Raw genomic sequence first — 22530 nt, 5'->3', positions numbered from 1 at the left:
CAGCAAGGATCGCGATCGACTTTTTTAAAATGTCGCGCTCCATGCGCAACTGCTCGTTTTCCCGCTGTAACCGTGCGATCACGTCAGCCTGGTCCGCCGACGGCACCGACGCTTGCGACGTGGGCGCCGCGGCGCTGCCGCCGGCTGCTACCGTGCTCCGCTCCTTCACCCATCGACTGAGCACGGAGCCATCGAGCCCGAGCTCTTTCGATACCGACTTCGCCGAGCGACCGCTCGACAAAACCAGATCAACTGCCTGCCCCTTGTACTCGTCCGAATATGACCGACGCTGCCGTTTCGCCATCCGACACCTCTCTCTGCCTAAGCTATAGGTGTCCACCAATTTAGGGGAGGCCCACCCTGGATTCCGTCATGGCGAGCGAAGTGAAGCAATCCAGACTGCATCCGCGGCGACGGTCTGGATTTGCTTCGTCGCTTCGCTCCTCGCAATGACGGCTCTTCATTCTGGCCTCGAATTCGACGGGAGTGGCGGAGGCGGGTTGCGCGGAGGCGACGGTATGCGCCAGGCGCCGGCGTTGCGGCCCGCAATCAGCCAATAGACCACGCCTGCGACAATGCCTGCACCGGTCATGATCTCCAGATGCCGCCGCACGATACCCTCGAACTGCAAGGTGTCCGGGTCAAACGGAATGAGGCCGAGATAGCAGGCGAGTCCGACCAGGCCGCCGCCAACGGCATAGGCCAGCGCACTGCGGATGTAGAGCGCCTCCGTGATCGCGACGATCACCGCCGCCGGCACCAGTGCGAAGCCCGAAACGAAAATGAAGCCGAAGCCGAGCAGGATGTCGATCGTGCCCTGGTCGACGGGACCGGCACCGAGATCGGAGAACTCCGGAAACAACAACGCGGCGACCACGATCATGCCGCCGACGAAACAGGCTGCGAGGAAGCCGATGAAGATGACGATGAGCCGGCCGATCATGGACATGGTGTCACTCTCGTCGTCATTGCGAGCGAAGCGAAGCAATTCATGCGGATACAGTCTGGATTGCTTCGTCGCTGCGCTCCTCGCAATGACGAGGTGGCGACAGCGCGGGCATCACATCCTCAATCCGTCATCGCCATGGCCCGCAGCGCCTGGCGCTCGCGTGCGCTGAGCTTCTCCGTCTCCGACTTGAGCTGGCCGCAGGCGGCGAGGATGTCGCGGCCGCGCGGGGTGCGCACCGGCGAGGAATAGCCGGCGTTGAAGATGTATTCGGAGAACTTTTCGATCTGGTCCCAGTCCGAGCATTCATAGGCCGTGCCGGGCCACGGGTTGAACGGGATCAGATTGATCTTGGCGTGAATGCCCTTGAGCAGCTTCACCAGCAGCTTGGCATCGTCGAGCGAATCGTTGACGCCCTTGAGCATCACATATTCGAAGGTGATGCGGCGCGCATTCGAAGCGCCGGGATAGTCGCGGCAGGCCTGCAGCAGCTCCTTGATCGGATATTTGCGGTTGAGCGGCACCAGCTCGTTGCGCAGCTCGTCGCGCACGGCATGCAGCGAGATCGCGAGCATCACGCCGATCTCCTCGCCGGCGCGCACGATGTTCGGCACCACGCCCGAGGTCGAGAGCGTGATGCGGCGGCGGGAGATGCCGATGCCTTCGTTGTCGCCGACGATCAAAAGCGCATCGCGCACCGCGTCGAAATTGTAGAGCGGCTCGCCCATGCCCATCATCACGACATTGGTGACGCGGCGCGTGCCGTCCTCGCGATCGGCCCAGTCGTTCAGGCGATCGCGCGCGACCATGATCTGGCCGACGATCTCGCCGGCGGTGAGGTTGCGCACCAGACGCTGCGTGCCGGTGTGGCAGAACGAGCAGTTCAGCGTGCAGCCGACCTGTGAGGAGACGCAGAGCGTGCCGCGATCGGTCTCGGGGATGTAGACGCACTCGACTTCATGCGCCTTCTGAACATTGTCGCCGCTCGGCAGCCGCAGCAGCCATTTGCGGGTGCCGTCGTTGGAGATCTGCTCGGCCACGACTTCGGGACGGTCGACGGTGAAATGCTGGGCGAGCTCGGCGCGAATCCCCTTCGAGATCGAGGTCATGTCGTCGAAGCTCTGGGCGCCGCGGAAATAGAGCCAGTGCCAGAGCTGCTGCACGCGCATCTTGCGCTGCGCCGGCGCAACGCCGATCTCGCCGAGGCGGTCGGCAAGCTCGGTGCGCGACAGGCCGATCAGCGACGGCTTGGCCGGCGGCACATAGGTTTCGAGCGGAGTCTTCTCCACCAGGATTGTGTCGCGCGGCTCGGTCGTCGGTTGCATCGAATGGGCCTGAAAGTTTTCTTGGTCGTTCCGGGATGGTCCGCAGGGATCGCGAAGCGACCCTGAGGACCAGACCCGGAAGCTCGAGATTCCGGGTTCGATGCTGCGCATCGCCCCGGAATGACGGAAGAGGGTTAAGAACCGCCCCTATATAGCAACCGGAACTGCCGATTGCGACCGTGGCTATTACGTAGCCTTACCGCCGACAATCCTGTGCGATCTTGTCGAGCGCCTGGGCGAGGCCCTTCAGCGAGAACGTGTCGGTCGTCTCCGTTCCCTTGGCCGAGACCCCCTTGACGACGAGATCGGCCGATTTGCGCATGGCCTCGACCATCCGCTCCTCCTCGGCCGCATTCTTGATCCAGAGGCCGTCGCCTTGCGTGTACATCGCGAAGGACGCGCCGCCGACCTCGACAGTCGATTCCGAGCCCGGCTTCAGCGCATAGCCGATCATGACCGAGACTTCGTTGTTCACCTTCTCGGCCGGACGGGTCGACACGAAGGCATAGGCGGGATCGCGCGGCCGGTTCGGTGGGTTGGTCTTCGACGACGAGGGTTTTGCCAGCGCGAAGCAGACCTTCTTGCCGTTGGGCGTCGCCGAATAGGCGCCCCAGGTGCCGAACTGGCCAATCAGCGTCGGCTCTGCGCCACCCGCCACCGCAGCGGCAGCGCCCGCCGTCTTGCTCTCGGGCTTCGCTGCCGTCTTGGCGGCTGGCTTTGTCGCGGCCTTGGGCGCCGGTTGCGCCCGTGCGGAATCGGTGACTCCGCCTGCCGCCACGCCAGTCATCAAAGCTAAAATCAGCACCCGCCACATGCTGGAGTGGTTCCCTCAATATTGTGACTGGAAGATGGCCCGGCCGCGCTTTGTCCAGGACTCAGGGATAACGGGGAAAGTCCAATTTGGGAAGGCAGTTAGCGGGTGAGCGCGACTAGCTTTTGGACCGCGCGGCGCGCTGCTCGGCCCATCGCGCGTCGGTCCATTGCAGCAGGTCCTCGGCGCCGGAACTGCGCAAATGCGCGCCGCCGTCGATCACCACCATCTCGCCATTGATATAGCCGGCGCGGTCCGAAACCAGGAAGCTGGCCAGGTCGGCGAGCTCGCTGTGCTCACCGGTGCGTCCCAGCGGGTTGCGCGCGGTCCAGCCTTCGTCACGGCCTTCGGGGCGGAGCTGCCCCGATGCGCCTGATGTCGGGAACGGGCCCGGCGCGATCGCGACGCTGCGGATGCCCTTCGGGCCCCATTCCACCGCCAGGCTCTTGGTCATCGCCAGCACAGCCGACTTGGCCATCGCGGAAGGAACGGTGAAGGCGCGGCCGGTGATGGTGGAGGTCGAGAGGATCGAGAGCACGACGCCGTTGTGCTTGCCATCGATCCAGCGCCTGCCGGCGGCGAGCGTGCAATACATCGCGCCATGCAGCGTCGGTGCCAGGATCGCATCGGCCGCGCGGAACGAGAGATGCTCACTCTGCGCGATGAAGGTTGCGGCAGCGTTGTTGACGAGGACATCGAGCGGCGCCTCGCGCCAGATCGCATCCATCATCGCGTCGACAGCGGCACCGTCGCGAACATCGCACGCGGATGTTGTCACCTTGCCGCCGGTTTCCTCGCGCATCTCGCGCGCGGTTGCTTCGAGACGATCGAGCTTGCGCCCGCAGATCACGAGCTCGGCGCCGAGCGCGAGAAAGCGGCGCCCCATTGCGGCCCCGAGGCCCGAGCCACCACCGGTGACGAGGATGCGCTTGTTCTGAAGCAAACCTGTTTCAAACATCGTTTGAATCCTCGCTGTTTCTGCACACTCCGTCATTGCGAGACTCGCAATGACGAGGATAGGCCGAACCCGGGCTCTCGCAAAGAATCCGGATTGTAGCCCGTGACTAAATCCGGCAGAAACGGGCCAACTACGACTCCACTCAAAACGCGTCAGGTGCCGCCATGAAAGCCATCCTCTGCTCGCAATATTGTCAGCCCGACGATCTCGTGCTCGCCGACGTGCCGGATCCGGTGGCTGGTCCCGGCGAAGCCGTGATCGCGATCAAGGCGGCGGCGCTGAATTTCTTCGACATCCTGATGATTCAGGGCAAGTATCAGATCAAGCCGCCGTTCCCGTTCTCGCCAGCCGCGGAGGTTGCCGGCGTGATCGAGAGCATCGGGCCCGGCGTGACGGATCTCAAGGTCGGCGATCGCGTCGTCGCCTCCTGCGGCCACAACGGTGCGCGCGAAAAGATCGCGCTGCCGGCGGCAGGGATCGTGAAGATTCCCGACAATCTCGATTACGATCGCGCGGCCGGCATCATCATCATCTACGGCACCGCGCTGCATGCGCTGGAGGATCGCGCGAGCCCGAAGCCGGGCGAGACGCTCGCGGTGCTGGGTGCTGCCGGAGGTACCGGCCTTGCGGCCTGCGAGCTCGGCAAGCTGATGGGCCTGAAGGTGATCGCTTGCGCCTCGTCGGACGAGAAGCTCGAATTCGCCAAAGCACACGGCGCGGAGCTGACGCTGAACTACGCCAAGGAAGACCTGAAGGAAGGCTTGCGCAAGCTCACCGGCGGCAAGGGCGTCGATATCATCTTCGATCCGGTGGGTGGCGCGTATGCCGAACAGGCATTGCGCTCGATCGCCTGGGAAGGCCGCTTCCTGGTGATCGGCTTTGCCGCCGGCGATATTCCGAAGATGCCGCTGAACCTCGCGCTGCTGAAGGGCTGCGACATCAGAGGCGTGTTCTGGGGCGCCTGGACCCGGCAGAATCCGGAGAAGAACCGCGCCAATCTCGAGAAGCTCGTGACGTGGACGGCGGAAGGCAAGATCTCCTCGCATGTGGACCGCACCTTCCCGCTGGCCCAGACCGCCGATGCACTGAAAGTGCTGGCGGGACGCCAGGCCATGGGCAAGGTGATCCTGCATCCGTGAGGTCGCTAGGCGCCGCCGCCACATGCGCAACCGTGATCGCGCGAATCGCCGGCGTCGCTGAAGCTGCGCCGGCGTTTTGGCGCAGCGCCGTCCGGTTGAGCCTTTCTCAACTCTCACCGCCAAAATTGCGGTGCATCGGCCCGCCTCGCCCGAATCAAGCCCAACTATTTCCTGATTCGCGCAAACCGCCGTCGTTTTTTGGGCTGATTCCAACGGCGTTTTACCGGTTCCATTTGCGGGACACTTCTGGACAAAAGCAAGAAGACTGAAGCCGGGAATGCCCCTGCGTTGCGTTGGTAAGGGGAGCATCACCATGGAGACGACGGCGCATCGCCCGTCGACGGAGTCGAGGGCACTCGAGTCCAATCGAGCAGCATCACATTCACCGACCGCGTCCTTTATCCGGGCGCGTGCCGCACGGGCCGATCTATCGCAGGACGATCCAATTCCACTCTTTCTGTCCGATCCGCTGGGTGCGCCGGACCCACGCGAATATGCACCGATGGAGGTGCGCTCCAGACTGATCCCGCGAGTTCTCGCGGCGGTCCTGGTGGCATCCACGGTGGCTGTTCTGGCCGTGTTGTTTCAGTCCGAGATTCAGGGCCTCTTTGCCGCCAATGCGGCAAACTGGATGGGTGTCGCGGCGGACCAGGCCATGGCATCGACCAATGCGCCCGCCGTACCGCAGACGGCCGACAAGGATCCGGAGCGCGTGAGCGATACGAGGCTGGCGGCTGCCGACACGCAGGATCTTCCTGCGCCCTCGACGCCGAGCCGCGAAGCGATAGCGACCGCGTATCAAAGCGCGCTACAGGCGCAGGCACCGGCACCTGTGGCGGCCGCGGTTGCTGCAGCACCCGAGCCACCTTCGCCCGCCAAGCCGCTTCCGCCTGCCAGGACACTCGACGCGGACACGCTGGCGGGGCTGATGGCGCGCGCCAGGAGCCTGATGACCGTCGGCGACATCGCCGCGGCGCGGCTCCTGCTCGAACGCGCGGCCGATGCACAGGATGCGACGGCGGCGTTCGTGCTGGCGGAAACCTATGATCCCGCCGTGTTGGGCACCAAGGACACGCGGAGCATCACTGCGGACGCCGCAGCCGCGCGCGACTGGTACCGGAAAGCCGTGCAGCTTGGATCGGCCGAGGCGAAGCAGCGCCTCACCCAACTTCAGAACTAAATCTAGCAGGGGACATCATGCGTAACACTTTGAAGATGGCGCTTGCCGCCATCTTGACGATCTGTGCCTTCGCGGTACGCGCCGAGCAGACCGAATACGATCCGGCCAAGGTCTCGGATGGTTTGAAAGCCATCTTCCAGTTCGGCTCGAACTCGACCAAGCAGGCGCTGAACGCCAACACCGTCACGCTGATCACAGGCACGATCGGCGGCACCTATGTGCAATTCGGCGCCGACCTCGCCTCCGTGCTCGACGACGGCAACAAGATCCGCGTGCTGCCGATCGTCGGCCGCGGCTCGGTGCAGAGCGTTGCCGACATCCTGTTCCTGCAAGGCGTCGATCTCGGCATCGTACGCGCCGACACGCTCGACTATCTCGAGCGCAAGGGCTTCGCCAAGGACATCAAGAAGCAGTTCACCTACGTGTCCAAGCTCTACAATGAAGAGATGCAGGTGATCGCGCCGAAATCGATCGCCACCCTCAAGGACCTGGAAGGCAAGACGGTGAGCGTCGACCTGCCCAACGGCGGCACCTTCGTCACCGCGCTCACCGTGTTCGAGCGGCTCGGGATCAAGGCGAAATTCGTCTATGTCGAGCAGCGCATCGCGATGGAGAAGCTGAAGGCTGGAGAGATCGACGCCGTCATCGTGGTCGGAGGCAAGCCGTACAAATCGGTCTCGACCTTCAGCAATGACGGACGCTTCCATCTTGCGGGCGTCGACTATGCAAAGCCGCTCCAGAGCGACTATCTGCCGGCGACGCTGACGCCCAAGGACTACCCGAACCTGATCAAGGACGGCGAGAGCGTGGACACGATCGCGGTGCCGGCGGTGCTTGCGGCCTATAATTGGGGGCCGAACACCGAGCGCTATCGCAAGCTCGCGCTGTTCGTGGACGCGTTCTTCACGAAATTCCCCGCGCTCCAGAACCCGCCCTTTCATCCCAAGTGGAAGGAGGTCTCGCTTGCGGCGCCGCTCGCCGGCTGGAACAGATTGCCGGTGGCGCAGCAATGGCTCGACCGGCATGGCATCGAGCCGGTGACGCGGCAGCGCTTCGAGGCCTTCCTGAAGCAGAGCCCGGCAGGTGCGAAGGTGTCCGACGCAGAAAGGGAGACGCTGTTCAAGCAATTCCAGGCCTGGGACGCCGAGAAGGCACGGGCGGAGAAGAAGTAGCGAGCCCTCCGCTCATTGCGCGGCGTCCGCCGCTTCCACACCGCGCTTCAGTGCAGCGCGCGCGGCTTCCCGATGCTCCGGCGTGATGTGGCTCGCGACCATGCGGATGGCGGTGGCGAGCACGGCGGCGTCGTCGGTGAAGCCGAGCACCGGCATCACGTCAGGAATGAAGTCGAACGGCAGGATGAAATAGGCAATCGCGCCCAGCAGCGATGCCTGCACATGGCGCGGCGTCTGCCGGTCGAACGCGCAATAATAGGCGGCGAGCAGATCTTCAGCGAACGGCAGATGCGCGGCGACGCGCTTCAGCTTGCTCCAGAAGCGGCGGCGCACGCTGTCGCGATCTTCCGCGAGCCGATCGGCCGGCTCGAAGCCGACGCTGTGTTCGGCAGCCATGTCTGGAAACTCCCGTTCAGCCGGACGCGGCGGATCGCCGCATCGGGTGCTGATCACAACATGGGGATGCGCATCCTGCCTGCAAGTGTCAGCCTGCTGCCGGCTTGGCGATGGCATTCATGGCGGTGGCAAGCTCGATGTCGAGCTTGGTGACGCCGCCCGCATCATGGGTCGACAGCATCACCTCGACCGTCTTGTAGACATTGCGCCATTCCGGATGGTGATCCATCTTCTCGGCCACCAGCGCCGCGCGGGTCATGAAGCCGAAGGCCTCGTTGAAATCCTTGAAGACAAAGGTTTTCCCGATGGCATCGCGGCCCTGGGCCTCGGTCCAGCCCGGGATACCGCCCAATGCCTGCTTGCGTGTGTCCGCCGATAGCCGTTCTGCCATCATCGCCTCCGTCCTTCAGGGGAACTTTACCCTAACACCGTGCCGGTGGCCCGGGTTCAGATCGCTCCGCTAACCATGACCGAGATGTAACCCCCAGGGGCAAGAAATTTGCTACAATTGCCGGTGCAAACCGCCGGCCAAGATGAGACTGAGCCTGAAGCGCCTGTTTGGGAGATCGATGACCGGGGATTCAAACCTGGCCGAAACGCCCTCTCCGCCTTCGCCGCGATCCGCGGCGCGGAAGACGGCGCTCGTGTCTCTGGCGCTGGTGCTCGCCATCGTCGGCGCGCTCGCCGGCGGCTATTATTTCGCGATGCGACCGGTGACGCTGAAGATTGCGGTCGGTCCGGCCAACAGCGACGACGTCAAGGTGGTGCAGGCCCTCACGCAGGCCTTCGCACAGAGCAAGGGCTTCGTGCGGCTGCGCCCGATCCAGACCGACGGCGCCACCGCCAGCGCGGAGCAACTCGCCGAAGGCAAGGCCGATCTTGCGATCGTGCGCGGCGATCTCGATGTCCCCAAGAACGCGCAAGCGGTCGCCACGCTGCGCAAGAACGTCGCGGTGCTCTGGTCAGTGCCCGGCAGGGGCAAGAAGAAGGGCGCGAAGATCACCAAGATCGCCCAGCTCGCCGGCCATCGCATCGGCGTGATCGGCCGCACGCAGGCCAATGTCAATCTGCTCAAGGTGATCCTGCAGCAATATGGCGTCGATCCCGCCAAGGTCGAGATCGTGCAATTCCCGGCGAGCGAAGTCGCCGAAGCGATCAAGACCCAGAAGGCCGACGTCTATCTCGCGGCCGGCCCGGTCAACAGCAAGATCACGGCGGATGCGATCGCGGCCTCCGCCAGGGATGGCGGCTCGCCGACCTTCCTCGCGATCGATTCGGCTGACGCGATCGCGCAGAACCATCCGGTCTACGAGGCCTCGGAAATTCCCGCCGGCACCTACGGCGGGTCTCCCGATCGTCCCGATGACGAGGTCAAGACCATCAGCTTCTCGCATCACATCGTGGCGCGCAAAGGCCTGTCGGAGACCACGGTCGCAGCTTTCACCCGGCAGCTCTTCGCCGTGCGCCAGCAATTGCTGACCGAATTCCCGCAAGCCGCGAAGATCGAAACGCCCGATACCGACAAGGACGCCGTGATCCCCGTGCATCCGGGCGCCGCCGCCTTCGTCGATGGCGAGGAGAAGACCTTCCTCGACAAATACAGCGACTACATCTGGTGGAGCCTGATGGCGCTCTCGGCCACCGGCTCGATCGGCGCCTGGTTCGCCGGCTATCTGAAGAAGGACGAGCGCGACAACAACAGCCATTTGCGCGAGCGCCTGCTCGACATGCTCGCCGCGGCCCGCAAGAGCGAGACCACCGAGGACCTCGACCAGATGCAGGCCGAAGCCGACGACATCTTGCGCGACACGCTGCGCTGCTACGATCATGGCGCGATCGACGAAGGGGCGCTGACCGCCTTCAACATCGCGCTCGACCAATTCCACGCAGCGGTCGCCGACCGCAAGGCCGTGTTGATCGCCTTGCCGCAGAACCTGCAACGCGCCGGCGCGCAATTCCGGGCTGCCGGCAACGCATAACCGCGCGCGTGTAATCGCCGCGTCACATTGTCTCAATATAGCTCCCCTGTCATTCCGGAATGGTCCGAAAGGACCAGACCTCAGGCGCGCAATTGCGTACCGGGGAATCTCGAGATTCAGGATTCGCGCTTCCCGCGCTCCGGAATGACAGCGCAAGACAGCCAGGCAGCGAGCCCATGAAGATCAAATTCTCCCGCCGTCGTTTCCTCACCACCGGCGCCGGTGCGCTCGGTGCCATCGCGATGCCGCATCTGTCGCGCGCCGCCGACCGCCCTGCGGTGACCCATGGCGTGCAGTCCGGCGACATCACCGTCGATGGCGGCGTGGTCTGGGCACGGACCGACCGGCCGGCGCAAATGCTGGTGGATGTGGCGACGACTGATACCTTCAAGGACGCCCGCGCGCTGCCGCCGATCGCGGCGCTGCCGGAGAGCGACTTCACCGCGAAGATGCTGGTGGACAATCTCCCTGCCGGACAGGACATCTTCTACCGCGTCCGCTTTCGCGATCTCTCCCACTCCGCGATCGAAGGCGAGCCGGTGGTCGGCCGCTTCCGCACCGCGCCGGCCGACCGCCGCGACGTCAGCTTCGTCTGGGGCGGCGACGTCGCAGGCCAGGGATGGGGCATTAATCCCGATGACGGCGGCATGGCCACCTTCTCGGCGATGCGCAAGCACCGCCCGGACTTCTTTCTGCATTCCGGCGACACCATCTACGCCGACGGCGTGATCGCCTCCGAAGTGAAGCTCGCCGACGGCAAGGTCTGGAAGAACGTCACGATCCCCGAAAAAGCCAAGGTCGCGGAGACGCTGGACGAGTACCGCGCCGCGCACAAATACAATTTCACCGACGACAATGTCCGTGCCTTCAATGCCGAGGTGCCGATCTTCGTGCAGTGGGACGATCACGAGGTGACCAACAACTGGTCGCTGTCGAAGGACCTGCCGTCGACATACAAGGTGCGCGACATCTCGCTGCTCGCCGCGCGCGCGGGCCGCGCCTTCCACGAGATGTATCCGATGCGCGAGAGCATCAATGAGCCGGGCCGGGTCTATCGCAAGATCTCCTACGGCCCGCATCTCGACGTGTTCGTGCTCGACGAGCGCAGCTATCGCGGCCCGAACGGCGCCAATCTCGAGACGGATTACGGCCCGGCCAGCTATTTCCTCGGCCCCGAGCAGATGGCCTGGCTGAAGCGCGAACTGCTCAATTCGCGCGCGACCTGGAAGGTGATCGCCTCCGACATGCCGCTCAGCCTGATCGTCTACGACGATGCCACCAACAAGAAGGGCTCGGAAGCATTCGCCCAAGGCGATGGCCGGGCGCGCGGCCGCGAGCTCGAGATCGCCGACATCCTGCGCTTCATCAAGATGGCGCCGATCAAGAATACGGTGTGGCTGACCGCGGACGTGCACTACGCCGCCGCGCATTATTACGATCCTAACAAGGCGCAATTCCAGGATTTCGAGCCGTTCTGGGAATTCGTCTCGGGTCCACTGCATGCCGGCACGTTCGGTCCGAACGAGCTCGACAATACGTTTGGACCGGAGGTGCGCTTCGTCAAGGCACCGGGCAACGACAAGCAGAACCTGCCGCCGTCCGCGGGCATGCAGTTCTTCGGCCACGTCAAGATCGACGGCGCGTCCGGCCAGATGACGGTGACCTTGCGCGACCGCGCCGATGTCGCGCTGTGGTCGACCACGCTCGATCCGAAATTCGCCTGAGCTGATCTAGCCGCCGCGCGTCTGCAACGCTGCCTCCAGCGCATCGCTGGAGCACGGCTTTTGCAGCCGCGGGCGCGCGGCAAACTGCGCGGGAATGCTGGTCTCCGCGCCGTAGCCGGTGACGAAGACGTAGGGAATTTTCAGCGCCGCGAGCCGCTCGGCGATCGCGAAGCTTTTTTCGCGGATCAGAGAGACGTCGAGCAGCGCAAAATCGGGCGCGCGCCTCGCGATCGCATCCAGTGCCTGCGCGACCGTGCCCACGGTGCGCACGCTTCTCACGCCGAAACCGAGCAGACGATCCTCGAAATCGATGGCGATGATCGGATCGTCCTCGACGATCAGCACATCGGCAGGAATGTCGGCCGCGCCGTCCGGGGAAGCAGGTATCATGATCATGGCTATTGAGGGCTGCATGGGATCACCGGTCAGGACAGCCCCAGGCCGACGCCTGCGCCCAGCGCATCGGAGGGTTCCCGGAACGAAACTCACCACAGAACAGTTTTTACGTCTGTCCACATGTGCACACAGGCCGTGGACGGAACTCGCTAGTGTGAGGAGGAGGACGGGAGTTCACGATGGATGCGCGTATCAGCAAGACAAGCGAGATCGAGAGCCGGCCCGCCAACAATCTGCTACGGCGTCTGAGCCCGGCGGATTATGCGCTGCTCGCACCCTATGTCACCGCTGACGACGCCGGCGCAAACCATCTGCTCTACAGCCCCGGCGACGATGTCCAGGTGGTGCACTTTCCCTGCGGGCCGTCGCTCGCGACCTTCCTGGTCCCGAACGAAGAGGGGCGCGACGTCGAGACCATTCTGGTCGGCCGCGAAGGCGCCGTCGGCGGCATCGTCAGCGAAGGATTCCTGCCGGCCTATACCCGAATCTGCGTCAAGTTCGGCGGGCCATTTGCGCACATTCACGTCGGCAGACTGGAGGCGGCCAAGGCGCGCTCGCCGACACTGCGCAATATCTTCGCCCGGTACGCCGACTGCATGCTGGCGCAGATTTTCCAGTCGACCGCCTGCAACGCGATCCACTCGATCGAGCAGCGCACGGCCAAATGGATCATCGCGGCGATGGAGCGGACCGGCGACGAAAGCAGCGTGCCGCTGACGCATGAGCAGCTCGCCACCTTGCTCGGGGTCGGGCGCAGCTATGCCAGCCGCGTGCTGCAATCGTTCAAGGCCGAGGGCGTCCTCGACACCAGGCGCGGCGCGATCCTGGTCCGCAATCATGACGGCCTGCGCCTGCGGGCCTGCCTGTGCAACGACGCCGTGAAGCTGCATTTCGAGGAGGTGCTGCGGGGGGTCTATCCGACCGAGGAGGCGAACAGCAGTCCGGCGCAGGGCTGATGTGCCGGCACCCGCCGCGGCCGGTTCAGCGCCCAAACCGTCCTTGAGCCCGGGATTTCCCGGGCAAAATTCAATCAACCAACCCCGAAAGAACGCATTGTTTTTTGGCGGTTTTTGCTTATATTGCGCCGCAAACGTATGGAGTGCCCGGTCGATCTGGCCGGGCTTCCTTTTTGGGTGTAATAGGCCCCGTTTTCCACGTTTCAGCGTTGTCCGTGAAGAGGTCCCGGCTTGACCGGCGAGATCGCGCTTAACCCATTGTCCGACCGCAAAGAAGCTCACTCATGAACCTCCGTAACGTCGCCATCATCGCCCACGTCGACCATGGCAAGACGACCCTCGTCGACAAGCTCCTCCAGCAGTCCGGTACGTTCCGCGAGAACCAGAAGGTGACGGATCGCGCCATGGACTCCAACGATCTGGAGCGTGAGCGCGGCATCACCATTCTGGCCAAGGCGGCCTCGGTGCAGTGGAAGGATACCCGCATCAACATCGTCGACACGCCCGGCCACGCCGATTTCGGCGGTGAGGTCGAGCGCATCCTGAACATGGTGGATGGCGCCTTGGTGCTGGTCGACGCGGCCGAAGGTCCGTTGCCGCAGACCAAATTCGTGGTCTCCAAGGCGCTCAAGGTCGGCCTCAAGCCGATCGTCGTCATCAACAAGGTCGACCGTCCGGACGCGCGTCCGACCGAAGTCATCAACGAGGTGTTCGACCTGTTCGCGGCGCTCGACGCCAGCGAGGAGCAGCTCGATTTCCCGATCCTGTATGGGTCGGCCAAGCAGGGCTGGATGGCCGAGAGCCCCGAGGGTCCGCAGGACAAGGGCATGGAGCCGCTGTTCGACCTGGTGCTGCGCCACGTCGCGCCGCCGAAGGTCGAGGAAGGCCCGTTCCGCATGATCGGTACCATTCTCGAGGCCAACCCCTATCTCGGCCGCATCATCACCGGCCGCATCTCGTCCGGCGTGCTCAAGCCGAACCAGCAGGTCAAGGTGCTGCATGCCGACGGCAAGCTGGTCGAGACCGGACGCATCACCAAGATCCTGGCGTTCCGCGGCCTCGAGCGCACGCCGCTCGATGAAGCCGAAGCCGGCGACATCGTCGCGATTGCGGGCCTCACCAAAGGCACGGTCGCCGACACCTTCTGCGACCCGACCGTCGAAGTGCCGCTGCCGGCGCAGCCGATCGATCCGCCGACCGTGTCGATGTCGTTCATCGTCAACAACTCCCCGCTCGCCGGCACCGAAGGCGACAAGGTGACGAGCCGCATGATCCGCGATCGTCTGCTGCGCGAAGCCGAAGGCAACGTCGCATTGCGCGTGGTCGAGGCCGCCGACAAGGATGCGATGGAAGTCTCAGGGCGCGGCGAATTGCAGCTCGCGATCCTGATCGAGACCATGCGTCGCGAGGGCTTCGAGCTCTCGGTGTCGCGCCCGCGCGTCGTCTACCAGAAGGACGAAGCGACCGGCGCCACCATGGAGCCGATCGAGGAAGTCGTGATCGACGTCGACGAGGAGCATTCCGGCGTCGTCGTGCAGAAGATGAGCGAGCGCAAGTCCGAGTTGATCGAGATGAAGCCCTCGGGCGGCAACCGCCAGCGGCTGGTGTTCTACTCGCCGACCCGCGGCCTGATCGGCTACCAGGGCGAACTGCTGACCGATACCCGCGGCACCGCGATCATGAACCGCCTGTTCCACGGCTATGCCCCGTACAAGGGCGAGATCCAGGGCCGCCGCAATGGCGTGCTGATCTCCAACGACCAGGGCGAAGCGGTGGCCTACGCCATGTTCAAGCTGGAAGACCGCGGCCCGATGATGATCGAGCCGGGCTGGAAGGTCTACAAGGGCATGATCGTCGGCGAGCACACCCGCGACAACGATCTCGAGATCAACGTGCTCAAGGGCAAGCAGCTCACCAACATCCGCACGACCTCGAAGGACGAAGCCGTGCGCCTGACCCCGCCGATCCGCATGACGCTGGAAAAGGCGCTCGCCTATATCGAGGACGACGAGCTCGTCGAGGTCACCCCGAAGTCGATCCGCCTGCGCAAGAAGCACCTCGACCCCAACGAACGCAAGCGCGCGGAAAAGGCCAAGGAAGCGGTGGCGTAAGCTGCCACTCTCGCTCGCTGTCATTCCCCGCGAAAGCGGGGAATCCAGTACGCCGCGGCCCCGCGACTCTATGACCACGCCTCTGGAATACTGGATCGCCCGCCTGCGCGGGCGATGACAGTTCAGCTTGTGGTGACTTTAGAGCGTATCAGAGACGTGCTAGAGCCCACGCATGTCCTTCCCCTCCTCCGTTGACGTCGCAATCATCGGCGCCGGTGCAGCCGGCCTCGGCGCGGCACATGCGCTGGAAGGCTCCGGGCTGTCCGTGATCGTACTGGAGGCGCGCAACCGCCTCGGCGGCCGCGCCTGGACCGTGCAGGCCTCGCCTGAGGTCACGTTCGACGTCGGCTGCGGCTGGCTTCATTCAGCGGACAAGAACTCCTTCGTCGCGATCGCGCGAGAACTCGGTTTCGAGCTCAACAAGGACCTGCCGCCCTGGCGCGAGCGCGCCTATGGCAATGCGTTTCCGCAGCAGCTCCGCGACGATTTCATGCGCGCGATGGACGCTTTCTATGAGCGCCTGTGGCAGTCCGCGCAAAAGGGCAAGGACGAGCCCGCGAGCCGCAGCCTCGAACCCGGCAATCGCTGGAATCCGATGATCGACGCGATCTCGACCTACATCAATGGCTGCGAACTCGAGGACATGTCGACGCTCGACTGGGACGCCTATGAGGACAGCGAGCTCAACTGGCGCGTCCGCCGCGGCTATGGCGCGCTGATCGCCGCCTATGGCGCGCCCAGCCCGGTCGCGCTGAACTGCAATGTCACGCTGATCGACCATTCCGGCAAGCACGTCCGCCTTGCGACATCCCTGGGCAGGCTCACCGCGGACAAGGTGATCGTCACCGTGCCGACCAACCTCATCGCCGAGGAAGCCATCCGCTTCTCACCACCGCTTCCCGCGAAGGTCGATGCCGCCGCCGGCCTGCCGCTCGGCGTCGACGACAAGGTGACACTCGCGCTCGACGGCGCCGAGGCCTTCCCGAAGGAAGGCAATCTACGCGGCGCCACCATGCGCACCGGAATGGGCACCTATCACATCCGCCCGTTCGGCCAACCCTGCATCGAAGGCTTTTTCGGCGGCAGCTTTGCTCGCCAGCTCGAAGATGCAGGCGAAGGCGCCATCGCCGCGCACAGCATCGACGAGATCGCAGGCTTCCTCGGCAACGACATCCGCCGCAAGCTGAAGCCGCTATATGAGTCGCGCTGGGGCCATGACCCGTTCGCGCGAGGGTCCTACTCGCACGCGCTGCCCGGGCATGCGGGGGACCGCGCGGTCCTGGCTGCGCCGGTCGATGGGCGGTTGTTCTTTGCGGGTGAAGCGACGTCGCCGAATTTCTTCACGACGGCCCATGGGGCGCGGGACTCGGGTGAACGAGCCTCAAAGGAAGTGCTCGCAGCTCTGGACTAGGCAAGCCGTAGCAATACACTCCGTCATTGCGAGCGCAGCGACTTGTCCGCCGAAGCCTTGGCGAAGGCGGAAGCAATCCAGACTACCGCCGCTGGGGATTCTGGATTGCTTCGTCGCTTCGCTCCTCGCAATGACGGGAGCTCCTACTCGATCACCCGCGCCCGCAAATCGGCATCCGGCACGAAGCACGCGTCATACTTGCCGAAGATGCGATAACGGTTGCGCGCGATGAGGCTGTAGACGGGGTCGCGCAGCGGCTTCGGCAGGGCCAGCAGAGCGCGCGTCCAACCCCAGCCGGGAAGCAGCGACAGCACCGTCAGCGCTGCATCGGACTTCATGAACGCCTCGCCGCCATGGATGACGGCATTGGTATCAGGGTCATCGGGGTCGATGCCGAACGTGCGCGCGAGCCGCGCCCCATAATCCGACTGGATCGGCGTGAAGCGAAACTGCTTCGTCGTATCGCGCTGTGCGACGAAGCGCACCCAGCGCGAGCAGAAGATGCAGACGCCGTCGAACAGGATTACGTCATCATCAGGCCATGTCGGCATCAGATTCTCTTTTTTGGCGCGTTTCCTTCACGCGAACCGGGATCCACTTCGCTCGCCGATCCTGCCGTCAGGGCGGTCGCGTCGAGCGACAGGATCGGCAACTCGATATCGAGCGCGCTCATCCGAAATACAGCGTCATGGTCGTTTGGTCGCCACAGGTTTCGGCAGCTTCAGCGCACGCGTCAGTTCGCTGCTTGCAGCCTCGACGCCCGGCTCGGTCTCGATCATCCAATGCCCCTCGCTGCCCACGGCCGGCAGCATACGAAAATCGTCCTTGCCGCCGCCGCCGCGAAATGCATCCGCCAAGGCTCTCGAAAAGCCCGGCGCAAAATAGCTGTCATTGGCTGCAACCAGCGAGGTGACGGGAATGCGCGCCGACTTGCCGAACTCGGCAGCGGCGGCGAGAAGCGTATGCGGCGCGCAGACCTTGTTCGGCTCGTCATTGGCGTGTCCACCGCGCCCGGGCGCAAACACCGCGATCGCCGAGATCGCTTTCGGATCGGCATTCGCAAGCGCCAGTGCCCCCCATCCACCGGCGGAATGGCCGAGCACGATAGCGGCGTCCTTGCGAATGAAATCCTGCTTTTGCAGATAATCGAGCGCGAGCGAAATTTCCTCGGCGGTGGCGCGGCCCGCGCGCGCGTAGTCCGCCTCGTCGCAGCCGCCCTGGTCCTCGACATATCGGCCACCGGTCGCACCATGGCCGAGGCGCTCCGGCACCAGCACGGCAAAGCCGCGCGCGACGAGAAAGGCTGCGAGTGCGCGGTATTCCGGCTGCGGCATTTGCGCGCGACGCAACACGTTCTGCGTCGAGGCATGAGCGATCACCGCGAGCCGGAACGGACCGCGACCAAGGGGGCGAAACAGCAGCGCACGCGCAGCGATGTCGGTATCCGGTGACGGCACGCGCCATTCCTGGCGACGAAACGGCTCGCCCTCTGCACCCGATGCGCCGAACGCGACCTGAGCGCGCAGAGGCGGCGCCGTCAGCAAGGCCAGCACAAGCAGAGGGGTAAGAGACTTGAAGAACTGCATGAATTGCCGAGAGCGAACACGGATGGCGCGGGCCAGATTAGTCGGAACGAATCACTCCGGGCGGACTTTCTGCGTTGCCATCATGGTTCATTGGTTGCGCCTGCGGAGTTTTGCACCGGCACATGGCGACCACCGCGGTTCGAAATGACGTCTTGTCTTTTTTCGGTACAGCATGGTCAAAAAAACTGATGCAGAAAGTCCACAGGTTAACCGATAATTAACGATAGGTCTTGCCGCCGGCGCGGCGACTTGGTTTGATCGCCTCCATGAGCACAACCCTGATCGAGATCCGGCCGGCGAAAGCTGCCGATGCAGCTGCGGTGGCGTCCACCCATGACGAAGCCTGGCGTTCCGCCTATCAGGGCATCATTCCGGGCGCCGAGCTGGAGAAGCTGATCAATCGCCGCGGTCCGCAATGGTGGGACAGCGCGATCCGCAAGGGCAGCCGCGTCAGCGTGCTCGTGTTCGGCGACAAGATCGCAGGCTACGCCAATTACGGTCGCAACCGCGCCCGCAGCCTGCACTTCGATGGCGAGATCTACGAGCTTTACCTGCGCCCCGAGTTTCAAGGCCTCGGCTTCGGCCGCCGCCTGTTCACGGCAGCCCGCCGCGACCTCATGCAGAGCAATCTGAAGAGCATGGTGGTCTGGGCGCTCTCGGACAACGATCCGGCGACCGAGTTCTACCGGGCGCTTGGCGGTCGCATGGTGGCGCGCTCCTCGGAGCGGTTCGGGCCGAAGGCGCTCGACAAGGTCGCCTTCGCCTGGACCAACTAAGATTGCTACCGAGCCGCTGAAGCCTTAGCCGGCAGCGAGGCGCATCCGTCGATACCATCAGCCTTCTGCGCCGATGATAGCCGGATTCATTATTTCACAAAATCACGATGGATCAGCGGGCCAAGCCCGCGTATGACAGCGCCGAAAATCGCTGCCGGGCGAGATTTAACGTCGGCAATAACGGAGCCTTTTCAATGCGTATCGATGCGGTCTCAATCGGAAAGAACGTTCCTGAGGACGTCAACGTCATCATCGAAGTCCCCGTGGGTGGCGAACCGATCAAGTATGAGATGGACAAGGAGGCCGGCACGCTGGTGGTCGACCGCTTCCTCTACACGCCGATGCGTTACCCCGGTAATTACGGCTTCATCCCGCACACGCTGTCCGACGACGGCGATCCCTGCGACGTGCTGATCGTCAACACCCGCGCCATCATCCCCGGCGCCGTCATGAGCGTGCGCCCGGTCGGCGTGCTGTTCATGGAAGACGAGGCGGGCGGCGACGAGAAGATTCTGGCGGTGCCGTCGTCGAAGCTGACGCAGCGCTACGACAAGGTGAGGTCGTATTCCGACCTGCCCGACATCACGCTGCAGCAGATCCAGCACTTCTTCGAGCACTACAAGGATCTCGAGAAGGGCAAATGGGTAAAGATCACGCGCTGGGGTGGCCCCGAGGAAGCGCAGAAGCTGATCCTCGAAGGCATCGAGCGCGAGAAGAAAAAGAAAGGCTGACTGTCATTCCGGGGCGGGCCTTGGCGCGAGCCCGGAATCCAGAAGCCGTGGCGCGAGAGTCCGGGTTCGCACTTCGTGCGCCCCGGAATGACCACCAGCTACACCGCCGGCTTGGGCAGGCCGGCGATCGCACACGCCGCGCGCAGCGTGTTCACGAGCAGGCAGGCGACCGTCATCTGGCCGACGCCTCCAGGCACCGGCGTGATCGCACCGGCAACGCCCAGTGCTTCCTGATAGGCGACATCGCCGACGAGACGGGTCTTGCCGTCCTCCTTCGGGATGCGGTTGATGCCGATGTCGATCACGGTCGCGCCCGGCTTCAGCCAGTCGCCGCGCACCATCTCCGGCCTGCCGACAGCGGCGTAGACGAGGTCGGCCTGTTTCACGATCCCTGGCAGGTCGCGCGAGCGCGAATGGGCGATCGTCACCGTGGCGTTCTCGTTCAGCAGCAATTGCACCAGCGGACGGCCGACCAGGTTGGAGCGGCCGATGACGACGGCGTTCAGGCCGTCGAGCGAGGCGTGCACGCTCTTGGTCAGGATGATGCAGCCGAGCGGCGTGCATGGCGACAGCGCCTGGAAGCCGCCGGCGAGCCGGCCGGCATTGTTCGGATGCAGGCCGTCGACGTCCTTGGCGGGATCGATGGCATTGATCACGGCCTCGGTGTTCAGCCCCTTGGGCAGCGGCAGTTGCACGAGAATGCCGTGCACCGCAGGATCGCGGTTGAGCTTGGCAACGACCGCCAGCAGATCGGCCTGCGAGACATCCGCGGGCAGCTTGTGCTCGAACGACGCCATGCCGGCCGCCTGGGTCTGCGTATGCTTGGAGCGGACATAGACCTCGCTGGCGGGATCTTGGCCGACCAGGACCACGGCGAGGCCAGGCACCAGATTGTGCTCGCGCTTGACGCGGGCGACCTCGTCGGCGACGCGGGCACGAAGGTCCGCCGCGATGAGTTTTCCGTCGATGATCCTGGCCGTCATTGTCAGTTCCCCTCGTCTGTCGATTTGACCGGCGCGAGCTTGCGCAACGTATCGGTAAGCCTGGCCGGATCACCCGCGACGGCGACCTGCTTCAGCCGCGACGTCGTCCCGGACAGGAGACTGACGCTGGCCTTGGGCACGCCGAGCGATTTCGCCAGCAGCGCCAGCACCGCGCGATTGGCCTCGCCGGCATCGGCAATGGCACGCACGCGCACCTTTAGCACGCTGCGACCGTCGGACAGCTGCTCGATCCCGTCGATGCTGTCACGTCCGCCGCGCGGCGTCACCCGCAGCGCGATGCTGATGCCCGCGGAGGAGACGCGCCAAGGTGCGGTCAAGGCTCAGCCGCGGTTCCGCCGCGCCTACGGCACATTCGGATAGACGTACTCGGCGAGGTAGAGCTGGATCAACCACAGCACGAAGAAGGCGACGATCGGAGACATGTCGAGCCCGCCCATGCTGGGCAGCCGGCGCCTGATGGGTCCGAGGACCGGTTCGGTGATCCGATAGAGAAACTCCGCGATCGCCCCGACAAACTGGTTGCGGGTATTCACGACGTTGAACGCGATCAACCAAGACAGGATTGCAGATGCGATCAGCAGATAGATGTAGAGATTGATGATCTGGATCAGAATGAAGACTATCGGGCGCATCAGCGAAACACTCTCTGGGCCGGTGTCATGGGGTGATCAGCGCTAGATACCGGTTCCCCCTGGCCCAAACAAGGGAAGTCGGCGCCAGGATGGGTAAAACCCCCTTACACCCGTCCTTGACTTGACCTTGGCGGGGACTTAAATGGCGCCCGGTTGTCGGCCGCGTTCACCAGAGCGGCCAGCAAAGGGGCCATAGCTCAGCTGGGAGAGCGCGTCGTTCGCAATGACGAGGTCGGCGGTTCGATCCCGCCTGGCTCCACCAGCCCTTCGCTCGCTTCGCGAGCTACGGCTAGGCAAGCCAGCCCGGCTCTCTCGTAGCGAAGTGAGCGAAGGCTGTCCCGCCATAGCCCGAAGGGCGACGGCGGACTTTTCCCGAAGCAGCCCCCTACCTTCCCGTAAACCTTGGCGGCCGCTTCTCCATGAAGCTCGCGACGCCCTCCCGGAAATCGCTGCCGTTCAGCGCCACCATCATCTCCCGGTTGGCCTCGATCGTCGCCTCCGCCAGCGTCTGGAACGGCACCTCGTAGAGCTGCCGCTTGATCACGGCCATCGCGCTCGGCGAGACGAAATCAGCGAGGTCGCGGGCATAGGCATAGGTCTCCTCGCGCAGCTTGTCGGGCGAGCAGAGCCGGTTCACCAGGCCGATCCGCAACGCCTCGTCGCTCGAAACACGGCGCGCCGAGAGCAACAAGTCCATCGCGTTGGCATGACCGACGATGCGCGGCAGCATCCAGCTGATGCCATGTTCGGCGATAAGACCGCGCCGTGCGAAGGCTGTGGTGAACACGATGTTGTCGGCGGCAAAGCGCAGGTCGCAATAGAGCGCATGCACGAGGCCGATGCCGGCGGTGGCGCCGTTGAGCATCGCAATGACGGGTTTTCCAATCGACGGATAGAAGCCGTAGCGCGTCTGCCAGTCCGGACGGCGATTCATGTCGAAGGGCGGCAGGTTGGAGGCGCGCCTGACGTCGTTTGGATCAAGCCCTTTCAACGCGTCCATGTCGGCGCCGGCGCAAAAGGCGCGGCCTGCGCCCGTCAGCACGATGACGCGGACATTGTCATCGGCGCTCGAGGCTTCCATGGCATGGCGGACGTCGCGTTCCATGACAGGTGTCCACGCGTTCATCCGATCAGGCCGATTGAGCGTGATGGTCGCGATCTTGTCGGTCACCTCATAGAGAATATGCTCATAGGCCATGACGCTCTCCCTTTGCTGCCGGCACGCGTTCGCGCGCGCTCGTTGGCTGCGAGCCTAGCATAGTCAGGGCTGGAGCAGGCACCTGCGCAAAGGCGCCGG

25 protein-coding genes and 1 tRNA gene are annotated in these 22530 nt (G+C 64.2%); 11 read left to right on the top strand and 15 right to left on the bottom strand.

The features are described from left to right. The 5 genes from BM222_RS23365 to BM222_RS23345 form a co-directional block, all read right to left on the bottom strand. On the bottom strand, window positions 1-304 hold a 304-nt coding region (locus BM222_RS23365; protein ID WP_143106016.1), incomplete at its 3' end, for a transposase. Window positions 305-460: 156 nt separating this feature from the next. After that, window positions 461-949, bottom strand: coding sequence for a hypothetical protein (locus tag BM222_RS23360; RefSeq protein WP_092232713.1), 489 nt, complete (start codon window positions 947-949; stop codon window positions 461-463). Window positions 950-1068: 119 nt separating this feature from the next. Next, a complete protein-coding gene (rlmN, locus tag BM222_RS23355) occupies window positions 1069-2271 on the bottom strand; it encodes a dual-specificity RNA methyltransferase RlmN (RefSeq protein ID WP_092232710.1) in 1203 nt (400 codons plus the stop codon). Between the two features lie 196 nt (window positions 2272-2467). Beyond that, a complete protein-coding gene (locus BM222_RS23350) occupies window positions 2468-3085 on the bottom strand; it encodes an invasion associated locus B family protein (protein ID WP_092232678.1) in 618 nt (205 codons plus the stop codon). 115 nt (window positions 3086-3200) lie between these two features. After that, complete coding sequence (locus BM222_RS23345) at window positions 3201-4040, bottom strand: SDR family oxidoreductase (protein WP_092232675.1); 840 nt, start codon at window positions 4038-4040, stop codon at window positions 3201-3203. A 164-nt stretch (window positions 4041-4204) separates the two neighbouring features. On the opposite strand from BM222_RS23345, the gene BM222_RS23340 reads away from it, so the two are divergent. The 3 genes from BM222_RS23340 to BM222_RS23330 all read left to right on the top strand — a co-directional run bounded on the left by BM222_RS23340 (window position 4205) and on the right by BM222_RS23330 (window position 7531). Further along, the gene (locus tag BM222_RS23340; protein WP_092232672.1) at window positions 4205-5179 is read left to right on the top strand and encodes an NADPH:quinone oxidoreductase family protein; all 975 of its coding nucleotides are present in this window, start codon (window positions 4205-4207) and stop codon (window positions 5177-5179) included. A gap of 550 nt (window positions 5180-5729) precedes the next feature. Continuing rightward, a complete protein-coding gene (locus BM222_RS23335) occupies window positions 5730-6359 on the top strand; it encodes a hypothetical protein (RefSeq protein ID WP_244547216.1) in 630 nt (209 codons plus the stop codon). A gap of 17 nt (window positions 6360-6376) precedes the next feature. Beyond that, entirely contained in the window at window positions 6377-7531 is a 1155-nt protein-coding gene (locus BM222_RS23330; RefSeq protein ID WP_092232666.1) for a TAXI family TRAP transporter solute-binding subunit, read from the top strand. Between the two features lie 12 nt (window positions 7532-7543). On the opposite strand, the gene BM222_RS23325 is transcribed toward BM222_RS23330, so the two are convergent. Both BM222_RS23325 and BM222_RS23320 read right to left on the bottom strand, forming a co-directional pair. Continuing rightward, window positions 7544-7927: a YkvA family protein gene (locus BM222_RS23325; RefSeq protein WP_177243399.1), complete on the bottom strand. Its 384-nt coding sequence runs from the start codon at window positions 7925-7927 to the stop codon at window positions 7544-7546. An 88-nt stretch (window positions 7928-8015) separates the two neighbouring features. Continuing rightward, window positions 8016-8318 (bottom strand): 4a-hydroxytetrahydrobiopterin dehydratase, encoded by a 303-nt coding sequence (locus BM222_RS23320; RefSeq protein ID WP_092232707.1) that lies wholly within the window; start codon window positions 8316-8318, stop codon window positions 8016-8018. Between the two features lie 142 nt (window positions 8319-8460). On the opposite strand from BM222_RS23320, the gene BM222_RS23315 reads away from it, so the two are divergent. Together BM222_RS23315 and BM222_RS23310 are read left to right on the top strand one after the other, a co-directional pair. Then, on the top strand, window positions 8461-9906 hold the full coding sequence (locus BM222_RS23315) for a TAXI family TRAP transporter solute-binding subunit (RefSeq protein WP_092232661.1): 1446 nt from the start codon (window positions 8461-8463) through the stop codon (window positions 9904-9906). A 176-nt stretch (window positions 9907-10082) separates the two neighbouring features. Beyond that, window positions 10083-11630, top strand: coding sequence for an alkaline phosphatase D family protein (locus tag BM222_RS23310; protein WP_092232658.1), 1548 nt, complete (start codon window positions 10083-10085; stop codon window positions 11628-11630). A 6-nt stretch (window positions 11631-11636) separates the two neighbouring features. On the opposite strand, the gene BM222_RS23305 is transcribed toward BM222_RS23310, so the two are convergent. After that, a complete protein-coding gene (locus tag BM222_RS23305; protein ID WP_502690917.1) occupies window positions 11637-12026 on the bottom strand; it encodes a response regulator in 390 nt (129 codons plus the stop codon). A 179-nt stretch (window positions 12027-12205) separates the two neighbouring features. Between BM222_RS23305 and BM222_RS23300 the strand changes: the two genes are divergently transcribed. The 3 genes from BM222_RS23300 to BM222_RS23290 all read left to right on the top strand — a co-directional run bounded on the left by BM222_RS23300 (window position 12206) and on the right by BM222_RS23290 (window position 16504). After that, a complete protein-coding gene (locus tag BM222_RS23300) occupies window positions 12206-12982 on the top strand; it encodes a Crp/Fnr family transcriptional regulator (RefSeq protein ID WP_092232652.1) in 777 nt (258 codons plus the stop codon). A gap of 284 nt (window positions 12983-13266) precedes the next feature. Beyond that, window positions 13267-15093, top strand: a complete 1827-nt coding sequence (gene typA, locus BM222_RS23295; protein WP_092232650.1) for a translational GTPase TypA — start codon at window positions 13267-13269, stop codon at window positions 15091-15093. Between the two features lie 172 nt (window positions 15094-15265). Further along, the gene (locus tag BM222_RS23290; protein WP_092232647.1) at window positions 15266-16504 is read left to right on the top strand and encodes a flavin monoamine oxidase family protein; all 1239 of its coding nucleotides are present in this window, start codon (window positions 15266-15268) and stop codon (window positions 16502-16504) included. Window positions 16505-16647: 143 nt separating this feature from the next. On the opposite strand, the gene BM222_RS23285 is transcribed toward BM222_RS23290, so the two are convergent. From BM222_RS23285 to BM222_RS23280, 3 genes are read right to left on the bottom strand one after another with little or no spacing between them, the layout of a single operon-like run. Beyond that, complete coding sequence (locus BM222_RS23285; protein WP_092232644.1) at window positions 16648-17055, bottom strand: thiol-disulfide oxidoreductase DCC family protein; 408 nt, start codon at window positions 17053-17055, stop codon at window positions 16648-16650. After that, window positions 17055-17177: a hypothetical protein gene (locus BM222_RS42850; protein WP_283810254.1), complete on the bottom strand. Its 123-nt coding sequence runs from the start codon at window positions 17175-17177 to the stop codon at window positions 17055-17057. Before BM222_RS42850 ends, BM222_RS23285 begins: the two co-directional genes overlap by 1 nt. A 13-nt stretch (window positions 17178-17190) precedes the next feature. Beyond that, window positions 17191-18090: a dienelactone hydrolase family protein gene (locus BM222_RS23280; RefSeq protein ID WP_092232641.1), complete on the bottom strand. Its 900-nt coding sequence runs from the start codon at window positions 18088-18090 to the stop codon at window positions 17191-17193. A 266-nt stretch (window positions 18091-18356) separates the two neighbouring features. Between BM222_RS23280 and BM222_RS23275 the strand changes: the two genes are divergently transcribed. Both BM222_RS23275 and ppa read left to right on the top strand, forming a co-directional pair. Continuing rightward, window positions 18357-18866: a GNAT family N-acetyltransferase gene (locus BM222_RS23275; RefSeq protein ID WP_092232639.1), complete on the top strand. Its 510-nt coding sequence runs from the start codon at window positions 18357-18359 to the stop codon at window positions 18864-18866. Window positions 18867-19060: 194 nt separating this feature from the next. Further along, the gene (ppa, locus tag BM222_RS23270; RefSeq protein ID WP_092232636.1) at window positions 19061-19597 is read left to right on the top strand and encodes an inorganic diphosphatase; all 537 of its coding nucleotides are present in this window, start codon (window positions 19061-19063) and stop codon (window positions 19595-19597) included. A 98-nt stretch (window positions 19598-19695) separates the two neighbouring features. Here ppa and folD read toward each other — a convergent pair whose 3' ends face one another. Genes folD through BM222_RS23255 form a run of 3 tightly spaced genes read right to left on the bottom strand, consistent with a single transcriptional unit; the run spans window position 19696 to window position 21233 of the window. Next, window positions 19696-20580 carry a bifunctional methylenetetrahydrofolate dehydrogenase/methenyltetrahydrofolate cyclohydrolase FolD gene (gene folD, locus BM222_RS23265; RefSeq protein WP_092232633.1) on the bottom strand — a complete coding sequence of 295 codons (885 nt, stop codon included), beginning with the start codon at window positions 20578-20580 and terminating at the stop codon, window positions 19696-19698. Between the two features lie 2 nt (window positions 20581-20582). Next, complete coding sequence (locus BM222_RS23260) at window positions 20583-20918, bottom strand: DUF167 domain-containing protein (protein WP_092232630.1); 336 nt, start codon at window positions 20916-20918, stop codon at window positions 20583-20585. A gap of 24 nt (window positions 20919-20942) precedes the next feature. Continuing rightward, window positions 20943-21233, bottom strand: a complete 291-nt coding sequence (locus BM222_RS23255) for a YggT family protein (protein WP_092232626.1) — start codon at window positions 21231-21233, stop codon at window positions 20943-20945. 186 nt (window positions 21234-21419) lie between these two features. Between BM222_RS23255 and BM222_RS23250 the strand changes: the two genes are divergently transcribed. Further along, a tRNA-Ala gene (locus BM222_RS23250) sits at window positions 21420-21495 on the top strand. Window positions 21496-21618: 123 nt separating this feature from the next. On the opposite strand, the gene BM222_RS23245 is transcribed toward BM222_RS23250, so the two are convergent. Continuing rightward, window positions 21619-22431 carry an enoyl-CoA hydratase gene (locus BM222_RS23245; protein ID WP_092232622.1) on the bottom strand — a complete coding sequence of 271 codons (813 nt, stop codon included), beginning with the start codon at window positions 22429-22431 and terminating at the stop codon, window positions 21619-21621. Between the last annotated feature and the right edge of the window lie 99 nt (window positions 22432-22530).

Source organism: Bradyrhizobium sp. Gha (assembly GCF_900113735.1).
Taxonomy (GTDB): Bacteria; Pseudomonadota; Alphaproteobacteria; order Rhizobiales; family Xanthobacteraceae; genus Bradyrhizobium.
This window is presented reverse-complemented; position numbering and strand designations above follow the sequence as displayed.